Origin of the sequence: Bradyrhizobium sp. SZCCHNS3052 (assembly GCF_032484495.1) — a bacterium.
GTDB lineage: Bacteria > Pseudomonadota > Alphaproteobacteria > Rhizobiales > Xanthobacteraceae > Bradyrhizobium.
The window spans coordinates 150,190-166,474 of sequence record NZ_JAUETB010000006.1 but is presented as its reverse complement, the minus strand read 5'-3'; the positions used below and the strand labels follow the sequence as shown (position 1 = coordinate 166,474).

15 protein-coding genes and 1 tRNA gene are annotated in these 16,285 nt (G+C 65.6%); 9 read left to right on the top strand and 7 right to left on the bottom strand.

All coding sequences use genetic code 11. The annotated features are described in order from the left end of the window. Positions 1-56: 56 nt before the first annotated feature. The 3 genes from QX073_RS20460 to QX073_RS20450 form a co-directional block, all read right to left on the bottom strand. Positions 57-1,139, bottom strand: a complete 1,083-nt coding sequence (locus tag QX073_RS20460) for a DUF2336 domain-containing protein (RefSeq protein WP_316226266.1) — start codon at positions 1,137-1,139, stop codon at positions 57-59. 219 nt (positions 1,140-1,358) lie between these two features. Continuing rightward, positions 1,359-2,366 (bottom strand): tripartite tricarboxylate transporter substrate binding protein, encoded by a 1,008-nt coding sequence (locus QX073_RS20455; protein WP_315752914.1) that lies wholly within the window; start codon positions 2,364-2,366, stop codon positions 1,359-1,361. A 156-nt stretch (positions 2,367-2,522) separates the two neighbouring features. Further along, positions 2,523-2,984, bottom strand: a complete 462-nt coding sequence (locus tag QX073_RS20450; RefSeq protein WP_316226265.1) for an outer membrane protein assembly factor BamE — start codon at positions 2,982-2,984, stop codon at positions 2,523-2,525. Between the two features lie 129 nt (positions 2,985-3,113). Here QX073_RS20450 and QX073_RS20445 point away from each other — a divergent pair, with 129 nt between their 5' ends. The 9 genes from QX073_RS20445 to QX073_RS20405 all read left to right on the top strand — a co-directional run bounded on the left by QX073_RS20445 (position 3,114) and on the right by QX073_RS20405 (position 10,147). Continuing rightward, entirely contained in the window at positions 3,114-3,650 is a 537-nt protein-coding gene (locus QX073_RS20445) for a ubiquinol-cytochrome C chaperone family protein (RefSeq protein WP_315711454.1), read from the top strand. Positions 3,651-3,654: 4 nt separating this feature from the next. After that, complete coding sequence (locus QX073_RS20440) at positions 3,655-4,281, top strand: DUF177 domain-containing protein (protein WP_315827201.1); 627 nt, start codon at positions 3,655-3,657, stop codon at positions 4,279-4,281. Positions 4,282-4,600: 319 nt separating this feature from the next. After that, entirely contained in the window at positions 4,601-5,662 is a 1,062-nt protein-coding gene (gene plsX / locus QX073_RS20435) for a phosphate acyltransferase PlsX (RefSeq protein WP_315752912.1), read from the top strand. Then, positions 5,659-6,633 carry a beta-ketoacyl-ACP synthase III gene (locus QX073_RS20430; RefSeq protein ID WP_315711459.1) on the top strand — a complete coding sequence of 325 codons (975 nt, stop codon included), beginning with the start codon at positions 5,659-5,661 and terminating at the stop codon, positions 6,631-6,633. Before plsX ends, QX073_RS20430 begins: the two co-directional genes overlap by 4 nt. A 132-nt stretch (positions 6,634-6,765) precedes the next feature. Beyond that, positions 6,766-7,122: an integration host factor subunit alpha gene (locus QX073_RS20425; RefSeq protein ID WP_315711462.1), complete on the top strand. Its 357-nt coding sequence runs from the start codon at positions 6,766-6,768 to the stop codon at positions 7,120-7,122. A 135-nt stretch (positions 7,123-7,257) separates the two neighbouring features. After that, complete coding sequence (locus QX073_RS20420) at positions 7,258-7,821, top strand: MerR family transcriptional regulator (RefSeq protein WP_315711463.1); 564 nt, start codon at positions 7,258-7,260, stop codon at positions 7,819-7,821. A gap of 203 nt (positions 7,822-8,024) precedes the next feature. Then, a tRNA-Pro gene (locus tag QX073_RS20415) sits at positions 8,025-8,102 on the top strand. Positions 8,103-8,288: 186 nt separating this feature from the next. Continuing rightward, positions 8,289-9,164 carry a class I SAM-dependent methyltransferase gene (locus QX073_RS20410; protein ID WP_315827200.1) on the top strand — a complete coding sequence of 292 codons (876 nt, stop codon included), beginning with the start codon at positions 8,289-8,291 and terminating at the stop codon, positions 9,162-9,164. A 101-nt stretch (positions 9,165-9,265) separates the two neighbouring features. Continuing rightward, complete coding sequence (locus tag QX073_RS20405; protein WP_315752910.1) at positions 9,266-10,147, top strand: AraC family transcriptional regulator; 882 nt, start codon at positions 9,266-9,268, stop codon at positions 10,145-10,147. 528 nt (positions 10,148-10,675) lie between these two features. On the opposite strand, the gene QX073_RS20400 is transcribed toward QX073_RS20405, so the two are convergent. From QX073_RS20400 to QX073_RS20385, 4 genes are all read right to left on the bottom strand, one after another. Beyond that, entirely contained in the window at positions 10,676-12,235 is a 1,560-nt protein-coding gene (locus QX073_RS20400; RefSeq protein ID WP_315827199.1) for an oleate hydratase, read from the bottom strand. A 115-nt stretch (positions 12,236-12,350) separates the two neighbouring features. Beyond that, on the bottom strand, positions 12,351-13,910 hold the full coding sequence (locus tag QX073_RS20395; protein WP_315827198.1) for an oleate hydratase: 1,560 nt from the start codon (positions 13,908-13,910) through the stop codon (positions 12,351-12,353). 153 nt (positions 13,911-14,063) lie between these two features. Beyond that, positions 14,064-15,539: an ABC transporter ATP-binding protein gene (locus QX073_RS20390; RefSeq protein WP_316226314.1), complete on the bottom strand. Its 1,476-nt coding sequence runs from the start codon at positions 15,537-15,539 to the stop codon at positions 14,064-14,066. 50 nt (positions 15,540-15,589) lie between these two features. After that, a complete protein-coding gene (locus tag QX073_RS20385) occupies positions 15,590-16,273 on the bottom strand; it encodes an isochorismatase family cysteine hydrolase (protein WP_315827197.1) in 684 nt (227 codons plus the stop codon). Positions 16,274-16,285: the final 12 nt, after the last annotated feature.

Sequence of the window (16,285 nt, the reverse complement as noted above, 5' to 3'; positions counted from 1 at the left end):
ACCCCGCGGCGCGAGCCGCGGGGTCTTTTCATGAGGCTGTGTTGTTTGGTTGTTTGCTACTCGGCCGCGCGCTGCCGCGTCCGATAGCTCTGCAACGTGCTCTGCGCCATGCGCGGCTGCAGCTGCGAGAAGCTCGCCAGATGCTGGTCGAGCTGTGGGCGTGCGCTGCCGCTGGCGCTCGCCTGCATGAACAGCAGCGTCGTCGTCGTGACCCAGGACAAGTCGAGCGCCTTGGCGAGCACCAGGAGCTGGTCCGGCTGGTTGCGCACGAAGGCGCGCTCGACCACGTCGAGCGGCAGCTTGCACATCAATGACAGCGCCAGCGTGACCTTGTCGAAGCTGGCTTCCTTGGCGAAGCCGTGCAGTTGCGCCTCGTGGAGCTGGCCGGTCGCGTGCAGCAGCTCGACATAGTCCCTGGCGGTGACGAAGTCGGCCGAGCGTGTCCGCGCGGCGGCCTGCAGATGATCCGAAGCCTGCGCCACGGCGAGCTCGACGATCTCGGTCCGCGCCGCGTCGGCGCTGGCGAGCTGGCTGCGCACCGCGTCGGAGGCTTCGACGAACAGCCGAACCAGCACCTCGCGTGGGCTGTCGGGTCGACTCCAGAGTTTCAAGGCGAGGCCGGGATCGTCGGACGCCTTCGTCACCAGGCCGGAGAAGCCGTGATCGGAGAAGCGCGCGCCGCCATTGTTGGCGGTGTTCGAGACGACGGCCTGATTGCCGCGATCGACCAGAACGTCGGTGACGGATTGGGTGAGGATCTTGCGGTCGGAGATCGCGAGCAGATGCTCCTGGCCCCGGGTCTGCGCGGTCGCAACCAGGATCTCGTCGTCGAGCCGGTCGCTCCGGCGCAGCACGGGGCCTGCCACCGCAATCGTCTCGTCGCTGGCGAGCAGCCGGAGCAGCCGCGGCGGTGCATCAGGCAGGACCGCGAGCCGGCTGCCGAGCTGCGCCCGCGCCGCAATGGCGACGTTGTCGAGCAGCTTGGACAGCACGTGGTCGAACAGATCGACATGTTCTTCGGTGAACTTGCCCGAGCCCACCACGAACAGGTCGGTGACGCGCTCCAGGATCTCGGCGCGCCGGGAGACGTAGCGGCTGGCGAGAATGTCTTCGAGCTGATGGAGGACGCTGTTGGGCAAGGCACGGCTCACGCGATGGACGACGCCGACGCCTGCCCCTCGGACGATGATCGGACCGCATCCACGCGAGGTTGTCGGCCCGGCATCCGCCGACGGTATCTCGCAACCAGATCAAAGACACGCGGCCGCCATCTATCGCATCATCCCGCTTAAGGTGCCGTTACACCACGAACCCCCATTCCAATGCTCCGCCGAGACGCGGCGCCGCCGGGCCCAGGGCTATTTCACGTCCATCTGCAGGCCTTCCTTCTGGATGATCGACGCGAATTTGGCTGTCTCGGCTTGGACGAAGTCGCCGAACTGCTGCGGCGTGCCGTAATCGGCCCGCGCGCCCATCGCGGCGATATTCTTGCGGATGTCCTCGCGCTCCAGCATCGCCTTGACCTGCAGGTTGAGCGCGCTGACGATCTCGGGCGGGCAGGCCTTGGGCAGGAATACGCCGAACCAGGACGAGACGTCGAACTTGGCCAGCTCCGGCGCGCTTTCGCGCATCGTCGGCAGGTCAGGCGCATTGGCGCTGCGTTCCGGCGTGGTGACGCACAGGCCAGTCAGCTTGCCCTCCTGCACCTGCGGCAGCGATGGAAACAGATTATCGAACAGAATCTGAATGTCGCCGGCGAGGGCGGCCTGCAGCGCCGGGCCGGCGCCGCGGAACGGAATGTGCGTCATCTTCAGCCCGGTGAGCTGCAGGAACCAGGCGCCGGTCAGATGCGGGCTCTGGCCGACGCCGGACGAGGCGTAGTTCAGCTTGTCGGGATTGGCCTTCAGAAAAGCGATCAGCTCCGGGATCGACTTGAGGCCGGTCGAGGGATGCGCCGAGACGATGTTGGGGATGCGGATCATGTTGGAGACCGCCTGCAACTGATCCGGCTTGTAGGCGAGGTTGCGGAAGATCGAATAGGCGATCGCGTTGGGACCGGGGTTGCCGATCAGGACCGTATGGCCGTCGCCCTTGGTGTTGCGCGCGACCTCGGCGGCGCCGATCGTGCCGCCGCCGCCGGAGCGATTCTCGACCACCGCCGATTGTCCCCACGCCGTCTGCAGATGCGCGGCCAGCAAGCGTCCCATCACATCGGTGCTGCCGCCGGGCGCGGCGGGCACGATCAGCTTGACCGTCTCGGTCGGACGCCAGTCGGCGAGACTCGCGCGCGGCAGGATGGCGGCTGTGGACAGCGCGGCGGCTCCGGACAGCAGCTTGCGGCGCGACAGCGCGATACGAAGAGCCAATGATTCCTCCCTGCCTGTGTTTTGCGGCAGGGTAGGGAAGATTGCGGCGCCAGAGCAAGCAGGCGAATGGCGCACGAGCTGCGCCAATCAGCGCAGTTCACCGGCTTTGTGCCGTCACCCGGAAACATATTCCGGACCGCGGCGATCGGGCCCGGATCAGTTGAAGCTGAGCAGCTTGAACAGCGGCGTCAGGTAGCTGAGCTCCTGGCCGGAGGTCGGCGTCGTGCGGCTGACGAAGTCGAAGATCTTGCCGTCCTTCATGCCGTAATTGGCGAGGCGGCGGACCTGGCGGTTCTTGTCGAAATAGATCGCAATGACGCGCTGATCGACCACCTTCTGGTTCATGAAGGCAACCGGGCGCTCGGCTCGCTGGGAGATGTAGTAGAATACCTCGCCGTCGAGTGTCGCCACCGTCGAGGGCGTGCCCATCACGATCAGCACCTGGTCCTGGCTGGCGCCGATCGGGATCTGCTCCAGCGCGCCCGGCGGCATGATGTAGCCCTTCTGGAACTGCTCGCCGGTGCAGGCGCCGAGCGCCAGGCAGATCAGCGCGATCGCACCAAGGGTGCGCAGACGGGAGCTCAAGCCACGGGAGAGCAGGCGGGCAGTCGTTCGCATTGTCTGGGTCATCTTCTTCAGATCGGATCCCGTCCCCTTGCGTCGGGCAGGGCGTTGACGTACCGGGCAAACTTGCGGATTGCAACATGCCCCTGAACAGGGTCAGGGAAACTCGACCGCGGAACCGTCATGCTCTGGCCATTCAACCATCTCAGGAAATCCCGACCGTCCCCGCGCGGGACCATCGAGCCGATCTATGGCACGATCGTGGCACAAACCCGAGACCCGTTGTTTTATAGACACTTGAATGTCCCTGACACGGTCGATGGGCGGTTCGATCTGCTGATTCTGCACCTCTGGCTGGTGCTGCGGCGGCTGCGCGGGGTGGGATCGGACCTGTCGCAGGCGCTGTTCGACCGGTTCTGCGACGACATGGACGACAATCTGCGCGAGATGGGGGTGGGGGATCTCACCGTGCCCAAGCGGATGCAGAAGTTCGGCGAGGCGTTCTATGGCCGCACCGCCGCCTATGACCTTGCCTGGTCCGAGAGCGAGGCCCGGCTGGCGGACGCATTGCAGAAGAATATCTTGAACGGGGAGCATCCGGACAGCGCGGCCGGACTTGCCGCCTATGCGGCGCGGGTGGCCGCGCACCTCGCCGCTCTCGACGACAACAGGCTGCTCGGCGCCGGCTGGAGCTTCCCGCGGCCGGTTCAGCAGGACTAGCGACATGACCAGAGACAGAGACACCTCGCGCGAAACGGCGCGAGACCCTTCCAAGGACCCCTGGCGGGCACCGCCGGTGATCGTGGCGCAGATTCCGGATGCCGGCCTGCATCGCGAGATCGAGGCCGACGAGGCCACGCGCAACGCGCTCGCCGCGATTGCCGATCTGCGCGAGGTCATCTCGGCCCATGCCTCGTTCGACGTCGTCCAGAAGCGGGACGGCAAGGTGCATGTCGAGGGCCGTGTGCAGGCCCGGATCGGTCAGACCTGCGTCGTCACGCTGGATCCGATCGAGATCGAGATCGACGAGCCGATCGACCAGATGTTCGCCCCGCCGGAGCAGATTCCGGAGCTTGCCGATCTGGTCGAGGACGATCCCAACAGCGAGGTGGAGACGGCCGATCCGCCGGAGCCGATCATCGGCGGGCAGATCGATCTCGGCCGGCTCGCCGCCGACGCGCTGCTCCTGGGGATCGATCCCTATCCGCGCAAGCCGGGCGCCGTGTTCGAGCAGCCGGTGGCTGCGGCCGCCGAGCCGGAGGACCATCCCTTCGCGGCGCTGAAGGCGCTGAAATCGGCAGATGCCGCCGGGCCGGGCGCGGTCAAAGCGAAGAAAACGGGTGAGGATTGACGCGCCGTTGGGCAGGCCGGAAACGATCGATCCTGTCACAAAGCCTCTCGAAATCCTCTCAAGCTGCTGATTTCGATGGCAAAGGCGGGTCCCTGCCGGCCCCGGCCCGGCGCGGCGGTTGCAAAATGCATCGCTCCCGGGAGGTTGTTTCGACACGGAGAGACGCTATTGTCGCGCCCGGGTCGGGGTGCGACGAAAAGGCCCGGACGGCCTCTGGCCCGTCCATCGGCCGCGCAATGCCTCTGAACGACCGCCAAACACGGCCAACCAAGTCAAGGCCAAGACGAGACAAAGCTCGAGATCAGGTTTCCGGGACGTCATGCCTCAAAAGGTTCGAATCGCGCTGGACGCCATGGGCGGGGATTTCGGCGCGGCCGTCGTCATCCCCGGTGCCGCGATCGCGCTGAGCCGCCATCCGGATGCAGAGTTTCTGCTGTTCGGCGACAGTGCCAAGATCGTTCCCGAGCTCGACCGGCATCCGCGGCTGAAGGCGGTCTCGCGCGTCATTCACACCGATGTCGCCGTCAGCATGGAGGACAAGCCGAGCCAGGCGCTCCGGCGCGGCCGCAAGACCTCGTCGATGTGGCTCGCGCTCGAGGCGGTGAAGAAGGGAGAGGCCGACGTCGCCGTGTCCGCCGGCAACACCGGCGCGCTGGTGGCGATGGCGCGCTTCTGCCTGCGCACGCTGGACGGGATCGACCGGCCGGCTCTGGCCGCGATCTGGCCGACCGCGCGCGGCGAATCGGTGGTGCTCGACCTCGGGGCAACGATCGGCGGCGATGCCCACCACCTGGTCGCGCTGGCCGTGATGGGCGGCGCGCTGGCGAGCGTGCTGTTCAACAAGCCGAGGCCGACCGTCGGCCTTCTCAACATCGGTGTCGAGGAGATCAAGGGCCATGAGGAGATCCGCGAGGCGGCCGAGCAGCTGCGCGCGATGAACCTGCCGCAGCTCGACTATATCGGCTTCGTCGAGGGCGACGGCATCGGGAAGGGTGCCGCCGACGTGGTCGTGACCGAAGGCTTCAGTGGCAACATCGCCTTGAAGACGGCCGAGGGCACCGTCCGCCAGGTCACGGATTTCCTGCGCGGCGCGATCCAGGCGAGCTGGCTTGCCCGGATCGGCTATCTGTTGGCCCGCGGCGCCTTCGCCGCTTTGCGGGCCCGGCTCGACCCGCGCAAATCCAACGGCAGCGTGGTGCTCGGCCTCAAGGGCATGGTGGTCAAGAGCCACGGCGGAACCGATGCCGAGGGCTTTGCCTCGGCGGTCAGGGTTGGCTATGAGATGGCCCGCTACGATCTCCTGACCAAGATCAATCAAACACTCAATCCCGACGGCGGCGCGCCAGCGTCCGAACCCGTCGCCCAGGAGGCTGTCTCGTGACAATTCGTTCGGTCGTGCTCGGCTGTGGCTCGTACCTCCCGCAGCGGGTCGTGACCAATGCCGAGCTGGCAAGCCGCATCGAGACCTCGGACGAGTGGATCGTGCAGCGCACCGGCATCCGTGAGCGCCACGTCGCAGCCGACGGCGAGTTCACCTCGCATCTGGCGATCAACGCGGCTCGTGCCGCGTTGGCCGCGGCCGACGTCGATCCGCAGTCGATCGATCTGATCGTCTTGGGCACCTCGACCCCGGACAACACCTTTCCGGCGACTGCAGTGGCCGTGCAGAACGGCCTCGGCATCCATCATGGCGCGGCGTTCGACCTGCAGGCGGTGTGCTCGGGGTTCGTCTATGCGCTCGCGACCGCGGACAATTTCCTGCGCAGCCGCTCGTTCAAGCGCGCGCTGGTGATCGGCGCCGAGACCTTCTCGCGCATCCTCGACTGGAACGACCGCACCACCTGCGTGCTGTTCGGCGACGGCGCCGGAGCGCTGATCCTGGACGCTCAGGAGCAGGGCGGCACGGCAGCCGATCGCGGCGTATTGACCACGCATCTGCGCTCCGACGGCCGTCACAAGGCCAAGCTCTATGTCGACGGCGGTCCGTCCTCGACCCAGACCGTCGGGCATCTGAGGATGGAAGGCCGCGAGGTGTTCAAGCACGCCGTCGGCATGATCACCGACGTGATCGTCGACGCCTTCGATGCCACCGGCCTGTCGGCCGAGACCATCGACTGGTTCGTGCCGCACCAGGCCAACAAGCGAATCATCGACGCTTCGGCGCACAAGCTGCACATCGCGCCGGAGAAGGTGGTATTGACGGTCGATCGGCATGGAAATACCTCCGCTGCCTCGATCCCGCTGGCGCTCGACGTGGCCGTCAAGGACGGCCGCATCAAGAAGGGCGACGTGGTCTTGCTGGAGGCGATGGGCGGCGGCTTTACCTGGGGCTCGGCTTTGGTGCGCTGGTGAGCCTGCCGCGCGGCGGGATTACGCCTGAGATTGGCACTACGGCCTGTACTTCTATTCACGCTGCTGTTGACCACCGCCGCTTAACCTCTTAATTTCCGGAGCGAATTATTCGCCGTGAGTTTGGGGCAGGCGATGGCGGGAACCGGAAAAACAGTCACACGCGTCGATCTCTGCGAGGCAGTCTACCAGAAGGTGGGACTGTCGCGGACGGAGTCGTCTGCGTTCGTCGAGCTGGTCTTGAAGGAGATCACCGACTGCCTCGAGCGCGGCGAGACGGTCAAGCTATCGTCCTTCGGGTCGTTCATGGTGCGCAAGAAGGGACAGCGCATCGGACGAAACCCGAAGACCGGCACGGAAGTGCCGATCTCGCCGCGGCGGGTCATGGTGTTCAAGCCGTCCGCGATCCTGAAGCAGCGCATCAACGGCCAGCAGGGCAGCGGCAAGATGAACGGCGAGGCCAGCGCCGAGTTCGGCGCCGAGCCGGATTAGGGTCGAGGCCGTCGCCCCGCCGCATGTCGGCAGGGCCGTGCCGAACGCGTATCGTTCGTCCCGCGTATAGTTCGTCCAATCTTTTCAGCGTAGTCTCCCACTTTCTTGTCAGCACGGTCGAAGGGGAACGGGCATTTGGACAAGGCGCCGGATGCGTTTCGGACGATCAGCGAGGTCGCGCAGGAGCTCGACATTCCGCAGCACGTGCTGCGGTTTTGGGAGACCCGGTTCGCCCAGATCAAGCCGATGAAGCGGAGCGGCGGCCGGCGCTATTACCGGCCCGACGACGTCGACCTGCTCAAGGGCATCCGGCGTCTGCTCTATGGCGAAGGCTACACCATCAAGGGTGTGCAGCGCATCCTGAAGGAGCACGGCGTCAAATCGGTCCAGGGACTGGCCGACAGCTCCGCCGCGGTCTCGTTCGGCGCGATGGAGGAGACGCTCGGCCAGGCGATGATGGAAGAGGAGCCGATCGGCGAGGCCGAGGTCGAATCGGAGGACGAGGAGGAGGAAGCTTCCGACGAGGAGGGCATCGACTTCCGCTTCGTCGACACCGAGGACGACATCCTCGACACCTTCCGCGTCGGCCCACCGACCCGCGCCGGCATGAAGCCGGAGGAGCGGGAGAAGCTCCAGGGCGTGCTCAAGGAGCTGCTCGACTGCCGCGCGCTGCTCGACCGGGCGATGAGGGAGGTCTGAGGGGGCTGGTCGTCAGAATGCGCCAGCATGGCGGCAGGTGTCCGTTGCATTGAGCCACGCCGAGCAGCCGCGAGTCGGCTGTGCACCCTCCACCGTTCTGGAAGGGGGCGAAGGGCGACGATCTCCGCTCCATCCGATCACGCCATGAAACCCTTCCGCCGTGCCTTGCATCCCGCCCCGATCACGGCTAGAGGAACGGCCATCGGAGCGTGGCGCAGCCCGGTTAGCGCACTAGTCTGGGGGACTAGGGGTCGTGGGTTCGAATCCCGCCGCTCCGACCATTTTCTCAAATCGCTGTATTTGACGTCGGCCGATGCGGTTTTGCGCGCACCTGCCACGACCGCTTCGTCCGTGAGATTGGCTTTTCAAGCTGCAGACCGCCCCCTAAACTCCCCGAACTGGGCGCCGCTGGACACTGTTCGAGCCGGCTCGTTTCATTTGTGAACTTTGTTGCCGAGACTTCCCTCATGGACGCCGCCGTCGCCGACATCTCCTTTGGGCATTTCGAGAACGCCGAGCAGATCGCCTTCTGGAACGGTACGGGCGGCGGGCGCTGGGTCGCGCGCCGCGCCGAGATCGATGCGCTGCTGGCGCCGGTGCAGGAGGCGCTGCTGGAGCGCGCGGCAATTCAGGCGGACGAACGGGTGCTCGACATCGGCTGCGGTTGCGGGGCGACCTTGATCGCGGCTGCCGAGAAGGTCGGCCCCGGCGGCAGCGTGCTCGGCCTCGACGTGTCCGCAGCCATGCTGACCGCGGCCCACGAGCTCGCCCCTGCCGATGCGCCGGTGAGCTTCGTGCAAGGCGACGCCATGGTGCACCACTTCAAGGCCGCGAGCGCCGATCTCGTGATCTCGCGCCTCGGCGTCATGTACTTCGCCAATCCGGTGCGCGCCGTGCTCAACATCCGCAATGCGTTGCATTCGGAGGGGCGCGTCGCGTTCGCCTGCTGGGGCGAGCTGCGCGACAACCCGTGGGCGCTGGAGCCGCTGCAGGCGGCCTATGACCACGTGCCGAAGCTGCCGGGCTTGCCGCCGCACGCGCCGGACGATTTCGCGTTCGGTGCTCCCGAGTGGATGGAGACGGTGACGACCGATGCCGGGCTGCGGCGCATCCGGCTCGAGCGTCACGACATCGCGCTCGACTTCGGCGCGGGCGCCGGCCTCGATAGCGCGGTGCAGACGGCGCTCGCGATCGGGCCCGCCGGCCGTGCCGTGGCCGGGCAGCCGTCCGAGGCGGTGGAGGCCGCGACGGCCGCCGTGAGGAAGGCGTTGGCGCGCTACGCCAAGGGCCCGGGCGTCATGGTGCCCGCTTCGTTCTGGACCGTGACGGCCGTCGATCCGTGAAAGTCGGTCTTGATCACTGCGTCCCGTGACAAAGTCGCAAGATCGGTCGAGCGCGTCATGTCCGCCTGCGCTTAGCTGCAGCCGCCACGGAGCAGGGAACGATGAAGGCGGCGCTGCGAAACTACCATGCGCGGATGCAGCGGGTGCTGGATCATATCGACCGGCATCTGGAGGATGATCTCGATCTGGACGCGCTGAGCAGCATCGCGGCCTACTCGAAATATCATTTCCACCGGCAGTTCACGGCGACCTTCGGTCTGTCCGTGAATCGCTACATCCAGCTCGCCCGCATGAAGCGGGCGTCCTATCAGCTGGCCTACAGCGATGCCCAAAGCGTCACCGAGGTCGCGATGGAGGCCGGCTACGACGCGCCGGACGCCTTTGCCCGCGCCTTTCGGCAACGGTTCGGGCAATCGCCGTCATCGTTCCGGAAATCTCCCGACTGGGAGCCGTGGCTTGCGGCCTTCGGGCCTCTCGACGACGCAAGGAGCAAGCTGATGCGGACGACCTATACCCCTGACGACGTGACGATTCGCGAGGTGCCGACCACGCCGGTGGCGATCATGGAGCATCGCGGCGACCCGGCCACGCTCGGCGCCACGATCCAGCGCTTCATCGCCTGGCGCAAGGCCGCCGGCCTGCATCCCCGAGCCAATCCAACCTTCACGGTCTGGCGCTCCGAGCGTCGCCCGGCCTCGCCTGCCGACTACAGCGTGGACCTTTGTGTCGGGACCGACCAGCCGGTCGAAACGCAGGACGCGACAATCAGGGCCGGCGTGATCCCCGGCGGACGCTGCGCGGTGCTGCGTGTCGTCGGCAACACCCACAATCTGGAGCCGGCCGCGCTGTTCCTCTATCGCGACTGGCTTCCGGCCAGCGGCGAGGAGGCGCGTGACTTCCCGATCTATTGCCAGCGGCTGAACTTCTTCCCGGAGGTTCCCGAGCACGAAATGGCTGCGGACCTGTTCCTGCCGCTGAAATAGCGCCTGACGGCCGGATCCATCCTAAAAACTTGCAGCCAGGAGCCTTCTCAACCTTCGAGCCCCGCAGAAGGCGGCTCTGAAGGGGAGAGGGGCCTTCGTTGGAGCGATTCCTGTTCCATTCGGGAACCGCGATCGGCCATGTCCGTTAACGATCGAGCAGCTCAATTGAGGCCCCACACCCTGACATTGAACCTTTGCGCGCACGCGCGCACCAAACCTGTGTTCGGCTCGTTGTGGAGCCGGTTCCAGGAAATTTCAGACTGACATCGGGGTTCACCCCGATGTGCTGTTCATTGTCGTTGAAGGAGGCGCGTATGGTCCTCAGGACTTTGAAAGTTTCGCTGTCCGTTTTCGCCGCTGCAACCTCGGTGGTATCGCTGTTTGCCGTCAGCTGGGTCGGTCTCGCACTGCTCGGCTACTGACAATTCACGCAACAAGGATCGAGGCGCATCTGTGCCTCGCGAGACGGAAAGCGCGCCCGGATCGAGACTGATCCGGGCGCGCTCGTTCTTGCCGATGCGAGAGGCGTTATGCGAAGGCCTTCTCCATCGTCTCGATCAGCACGCGGAACGACTTGTCGTGGCGCGTGATCGGCGGGATCGCCCGGGTGATGCCGAGCAGCTGATAGACCGCCATCTGCGCCGCGCGCACCGAGTATTCCACCGTGAACACGACGTCGTCGGGGATCTCGACGAACTGGCTGACGAAGGCGAGGTTCTTCGAGTTCGCCGGCACCGGCAGCGGCCGGTCCGCCTTGTTGCGCGGCATGAACATGCTGGTGATGTAGGGCAGGCGGCAGGGCACGCAGGTCGCCTGGTCGAACACCGAGAGATCGAAGTTGAGGTGGCCGCAGAGCTCCTTGAGAATGTCGGCGCCGCCGCAATCGGCCATCGCCTTCGGCACAAAATTGCCGATGCGATCGGGATGCAGCGCATAGCCCCAGAACACCTGCACGTCGGCAGGCTGATCGACGAAATGCGGCTGGTGATACAGCACGACCGACATCAGCCAGTTGGATTCGGTGAAGGTGACGAGCCCGCCGGTGCCGGCGGCGTTGCCGCTGAACGCCTCCATCGCGTCGAAGAAGCGCGGATTGCGGCAGGTGACGGTGAACGATTCCCAGCAGGATTCCGGTATCGATGAGTTGAACGCCGCGGGATTGCCAAAATCGGGGCGGTCCTTCGCGATCTTCTCCCACAGCGTCCAGCCCTGGCTGTCCTGCTTGGTGAGCCGCGGCGGCGGTGAATCCTGGGTGCCCAGGCTGGTCGCGTCCGTCATCGAGCCGTTCTGCAGGAAGACGAGATCGTCGCTCGACAGCGCAATCGTCTCCGGCTGGCCGTTGCGATCCAGCATCAGGCGCTTGACGACGTGCTTGCCGGCTTCCGTCGCGATCTCCATGTCGGTGACGTCGACGCCGCCAGCGAAATTCACGCCACGGCCCTCCAGCCATTTGACGAGCGGCACGACGATCGCGTCGTACTGATTGAACACGGTGCGCTTGACGCCAGCCAGCGTCTCGATGCGCGGAAACTCGTTCATGAAGCGATGCAGATAGCGCTTGAACTCGACCGCGCTGTGCCAGGGCTGGAACGCGAACGTCGTCTGCCACATGAACCAGAAGTTCGTGGTGAAGAACGGCGGCGACAGCCAGTCGGTGATGCGGGAGTTGCCGAGCTTCTCCTCGGAGGCCTCGGTCAGCCGCACCAATTCGAGCCGGTCCTGCATGGTGAAGCCCATGGTGGAGACGTCGACCTTGTGCCGGTTGCGGTCGACGAGGCGCGCCTGCGAATGCGCGACATGGACCTTGTTGAAGGCGATCGTTTCGTCGCGCACGGTGCGGTTGGGATCGCCGGCATCGGGGATGGTGGAGAGCAGGTCCCACGTGCACTCGTAGTGATCGGTCGTCAGCATGCGGCCGCCGCGCAGCGAATAGGAGCCGTCGGGCAGCCGCGCACCATCGAGGCTGCCGCCATAGGGCAGGTGCTTTTCGAAGATCGTGATGTCGCGGCCTTCGACGCCGCCGTCACGGATCAGGAATGCCGCGCCGGCCAATGCGCCGATGCCGCTGCCGATGAAATACGCCTTCATGATGGTTCACCCGGGATCGTGTGCTACGATCCGGGGCTTAGCCGCTGTGTTCCCTCGTGGAACTGATCCAGGTCAAGCGCTGCGACGCGCGGTGATCACGATCTCGCGTGGTCCGTCAGGCGAATGATTTCACCACCGACTGCAGCAGCGCCTTCAGCGATTTGTCGTAGGGCGTCACGGGCGGAATGGCCCGGTCGATCTTCAAGAGCTGATAGACCGCATGCATGGCCGCGCGCACCGAATATTCGATCGTGAAGACGGCGTCCTCAGGCAGCTCGACATATTGGCCGATGAAGGCGAGATTCTGCGAGGTGAGCGGCACCGGTAGCGGCCGGTCGCCATAGCTGCGCGGCATGAACATGCTCATGATGTAGGGCATCCAGCACGGCACGCAGGTCGCCTCGTCGAACACGGCGAGCGGGAAGCGCAGATGCCCGCACAGCTCCTTCAGGATTTCGGCGCCGCTGCACTCGGACATCGGCTTCCCCACGAAATTGCCGACGCGGTCGGGATAGAGCCCATAGCCCCAGAAGATCCTGATGTTGTCGGGTTGGTCCGGAAAGTATGGCTGGGTGTAGAGCACGATCGACATCCGCCAGTTCGAATCCTTGAACGTGACGAGCCCGCCGGTGCCGGCGACATTGCCGGTGAAAGTCTGCATCGCATCGAAGAAGCGCGCATTGCGGCAGGTCACCGTGAACGACTCGAAGCTCGATTCCGGAACCGATGAATTGAACGCGGCCGGATTGCCGAACTCGGGGCGGCCCTGTGCGAGCTTCTCCCACAGGGTCCAGCCGTGGCTGTCGTCCTTGGTGAGCTGTTGCGGCGGAGCCCCGTGGCTGCCGAGGCTGGTCGCATCCGTCATGGAGCCGGCCGTGTAGAACACCAGATCGTCGTCGGCGAGATCGATCGTGCGGCTCGCGCCGTCCTGCGTCAGAGCAAGCCTGACGGCGCGGTGCTTGCCGCTGATGGTGACGAGCTCGATATCGGTGACATCCGTGCCACCGACGAAGTTGACGCCGTGGCCTTCGAGCCAGCGGACCAGCGGCTTGACGATCGAGTCGTTCTGATTGTGCACCGTCCGCTTGACGCCGCCAAGCGTATCCATCATCGGGAATTCGTTCATGAAGCGGCGCAGATAGCGCCTGAACTCGACCGCGCTGTGCCAGGTCTGGAAGGCAAACGTCGTCTGCCACATGTACCAGAAATTGGTGGTGAAGAAAGGCGGCGACAGCCAGTCCGAGATCAAGGAATTGCCGAGCTTCTCCTCGGAGGCCTCGGTGAGCCTGGTCATCTCGATGCGGTCCTGCATCGAGAAGCCCATGGTGGAGACGTCGACCTTGTGCCGGTTGCCGTCGACCAGCCGCGCCTGCGCGTGGGTGACGTGGAGCTTGTTGAACGCCACGGTCTCCTGGAGGATGGTCTCCTGAGCGTTGGTTTCGCAGGGAATGGTCGACAGCAGGTCCCAAGTGCATTCGTATTGCTCGGTCGTCAGCATGCGCCCGCCGCGCATCGAGTAGGAGCCGTCCGGAAGACGCGTGCCGTCGAGGCTGCCGCCATAGGGCAGGCGCTTCTCGAAGACGGTGATGTCCGATCCGGAGATGCCGCCGTCGCGGATCATGAATGCTGCGCCTGAGAGCGAACCGATGCCGCCGCCGATGAAATAGGCCTTCATGAGACCGACCTGCAATCTAAGGGTTTGAAACACAATAACGAAAATGCGGGCAGGCGCGGCGTATCACAGGCCGATCAAAGCCCGCCGGGAGCCATGTTACCCCGGCGCGATGAATTAGTCGTCAACACGTTGAAGTCGTTTCGCGGGGCCGGCTCAATGCCCCGCCATGTGGCGGCCGATCTCGGTGAGATCGGCACCGCTCGCCCGGGTCTCGTAGACCAGCTGGCCGTGGAACATCACCACGAGGCGGTCCGACAGTTCGAGCAGCTCGTCGAGGTCCTCGCTGACCAGGAGCACGGCTGCGCCGCGGTTGCGGGCGGCCATGATCTCGGCATGGATCTGCGCCACCGCCGCGAAGTCGAGGCCGAAGCAGGGATTGGCGGCGATCAGCACCTCGACGTCGTGGCAGAGCTCGCGCGCCAGCACGGCGCGCTGCACGTTGCCGCCTGAGAGTGCCGAGATCGGCGTGTCCGGCGTGCGGGTCTTGATCTTGTAGCGGTTGATCTTGGCGGTCGCGTCCTTTCGGAAGGCGGACTTGTTCAGCCAACAGCCGCCGCGCGCGAACGGAACGCGGTCGAAATCGCGGAGCGCGATGTTGTCTGCGACGCTCATGCCGCCGACGCAGGCGTTCCTCAGTGGCTCCTCGGGGAGCAGCGACATCTTGTGCCGGCGCATCTCGTCGCGCGTGGCGGAATAGGCTGCGCCGGAAACTCTGACAGCGCCGCTCTCGGCCTCGCGCTGGCCGGCGAGCACCTCGACCAGCTGGCGCTGGCCGTTGCCGGAGACGCCGGCGATGCCGACGATCTCGCCGGCGCGTACGGTCAGCGACAGGTCATGCACTGCCAGGCCTCCGGCGTCGTCGCGGGCGACCAGCTTGTCGATCGCGAGCCTGATCGCACCGGCCGCGCCGGTGCGCGCCGGCTGTACGGTGAGCTGCTCGGCGCCGATCATCATCCGCGCCATGTCGTCGGGGGTGAGCTCGCCGACCTTGCCGCGGCCGGCGAGCTTGCCGCGCCGGAGGATCGTGACCTCGTCGGCGAACGCCATGACCTCGCGGAATTTGTGGGTGATCATCAAAATGGTCAGCTCGCCGGCCTCGACCATCTTGCGCAGCATGCCCAGGACTTCATCCGCCTCGCCCGGCGTCAGCACGGAGGTCGGCTCGTCCAGTATCAGGAAGCGCCGCTTCAGATAGAGCTGCTTGAGGATCTCGCATTTCTGCCGCTCGCCGGCGGAGATGTCCGACACTTTGGCGTCGAGCGGCACGCGGAACGGCATGCGCGCCAGGAAGGCCTCCAGCTCCTTCTTCTCCTTTGCCCAGTTGACCACCGCCGGTACGTCGTCACGCGCCAGCACCAGGTTCTCGGCCACCGTCATCGCCGGTACCAGCGTGAAGTGCTGGTAGACCATGCCGAGGCCGAGCGCATGCGCATCCCTGGGGTTGTCGATTGCGCGCTCGCGCTCGGCGATCAGCACATCGCCCTCGGTCGGCCGATAGTAGCCCATGATGCATTTGACCAAGGTCGACTTGCCGGCGCCGTTCTCGCCGAGCAGCGCGTGGAACGAGCCGGGCCTGACCTTCAGCTCGACATTGTCGAGCGCGGTGAACGCGCCGAAGCGCATCGTCATCGCGATGGCCTCGACGCCGAACGCGCCCGCAGGCGTCGGATCGTCGCCGATCACGACAGCGCCTCGATCAGCGCGGAGGAGGTCGCGACCGCGCCGAACACGCCGCCCTGCATCTTGATCATCTTCAGTGCGTGATCGTGATTGCCCTTGTCGGTGGCGCCGCAGCAGTCCGACAGCAGCACGCATTCGAAGCCGCGGTCATTGGCTTCGCGCATCGTGGTGTGGACGCACACGTCGGTGGTGATGCCGGTCAGCACGATGTTCTGGATGCCCTTGAGGCGCAGGATCAGCTCGAGGTCGGTGGCGCAGAACGAGCCCTTGCCGGGCTTGTCGATGACGATCTCGCCCGGAGCCGGCGCGAGTTCGGGAATGATCTCCCAGCCCGGCTCGCCGCGCACCAGGATGCGGCCGCACGGCCCGGGATCGCCGATCCCGGCGCCGATCTGCTGCGAGCGCCAGCGCTTGTTGGCGGGCAGGTCGGAGAGATCGGTGCGGTGGCCCTCGCGGGTGTGGATGATCAGGAAGCCCTGCGCGCGCATCACCGTCAGCAGCGTCTTGATCGGCTCGATGGGGGCGCGGGTCAAGGAGAGGTCATAGCCCATTTTGTCGACATAGCCGCCGACGCCGCAGAAGTCGGTCTGCATGTCGATCACGATCAGTGCCGTGTTCTCTGGACGGAGATCGCCGTTGTAGGGCCAGGCATAGGGCTCGGAGCGGATGGTGCGCGTGGTCATGATGGACCTCCG

Excerpts from the sequence above, each read along its gene's own strand:
- QX073_RS20405 (WP_315752910.1), top strand. The coding sequence starts at position 9,266 with ATGAAGGCGGCGCTGCGAAACTACCATGCGCGGATGCAGCGGGTGCTG.
- QX073_RS20410 (WP_315827200.1), top strand. The coding sequence starts at position 8,289 with ATGGACGCCGCCGTCGCCGACATCTCCTTTGGGCATTTCGAGAACGCC.
- QX073_RS20440 (WP_315827201.1), top strand. The coding sequence starts at position 3,655 with ATGACCAGAGACAGAGACACCTCGCGCGAAACGGCGCGAGACCCTTCC.
- QX073_RS20385 (WP_315827197.1), bottom strand. The coding sequence starts at position 16,273 with ATGACCACGCGCACCATCCGCTCCGAGCCCTATGCCTGGCCCTACAAC.
- QX073_RS20450 (WP_316226265.1), bottom strand. The coding sequence starts at position 2,984 with ATGCGAACGACTGCCCGCCTGCTCTCCCGTGGCTTGAGCTCCCGTCTG.
- QX073_RS20425 (WP_315711462.1), top strand. The coding sequence starts at position 6,766 with ATGGCGGGAACCGGAAAAACAGTCACACGCGTCGATCTCTGCGAGGCA.
- QX073_RS20400 (WP_315827199.1), bottom strand. The coding sequence starts at position 12,235 with ATGAAGGCGTATTTCATCGGCAGCGGCATCGGCGCATTGGCCGGCGCG.
- QX073_RS20395 (WP_315827198.1), bottom strand. The coding sequence starts at position 13,910 with ATGAAGGCCTATTTCATCGGCGGCGGCATCGGTTCGCTCTCAGGCGCA.
- QX073_RS20445 (WP_315711454.1), top strand. The coding sequence starts at position 3,114 with ATGCTCTGGCCATTCAACCATCTCAGGAAATCCCGACCGTCCCCGCGC.
- QX073_RS20390 (WP_316226314.1), bottom strand. The coding sequence starts at position 15,539 with ATGACGATGCGCTTCGGCGCGTTCACCGCGCTCGACAATGTCGAGCTG.
- plsX (WP_315752912.1), top strand. The coding sequence starts at position 4,601 with ATGCCTCAAAAGGTTCGAATCGCGCTGGACGCCATGGGCGGGGATTTC.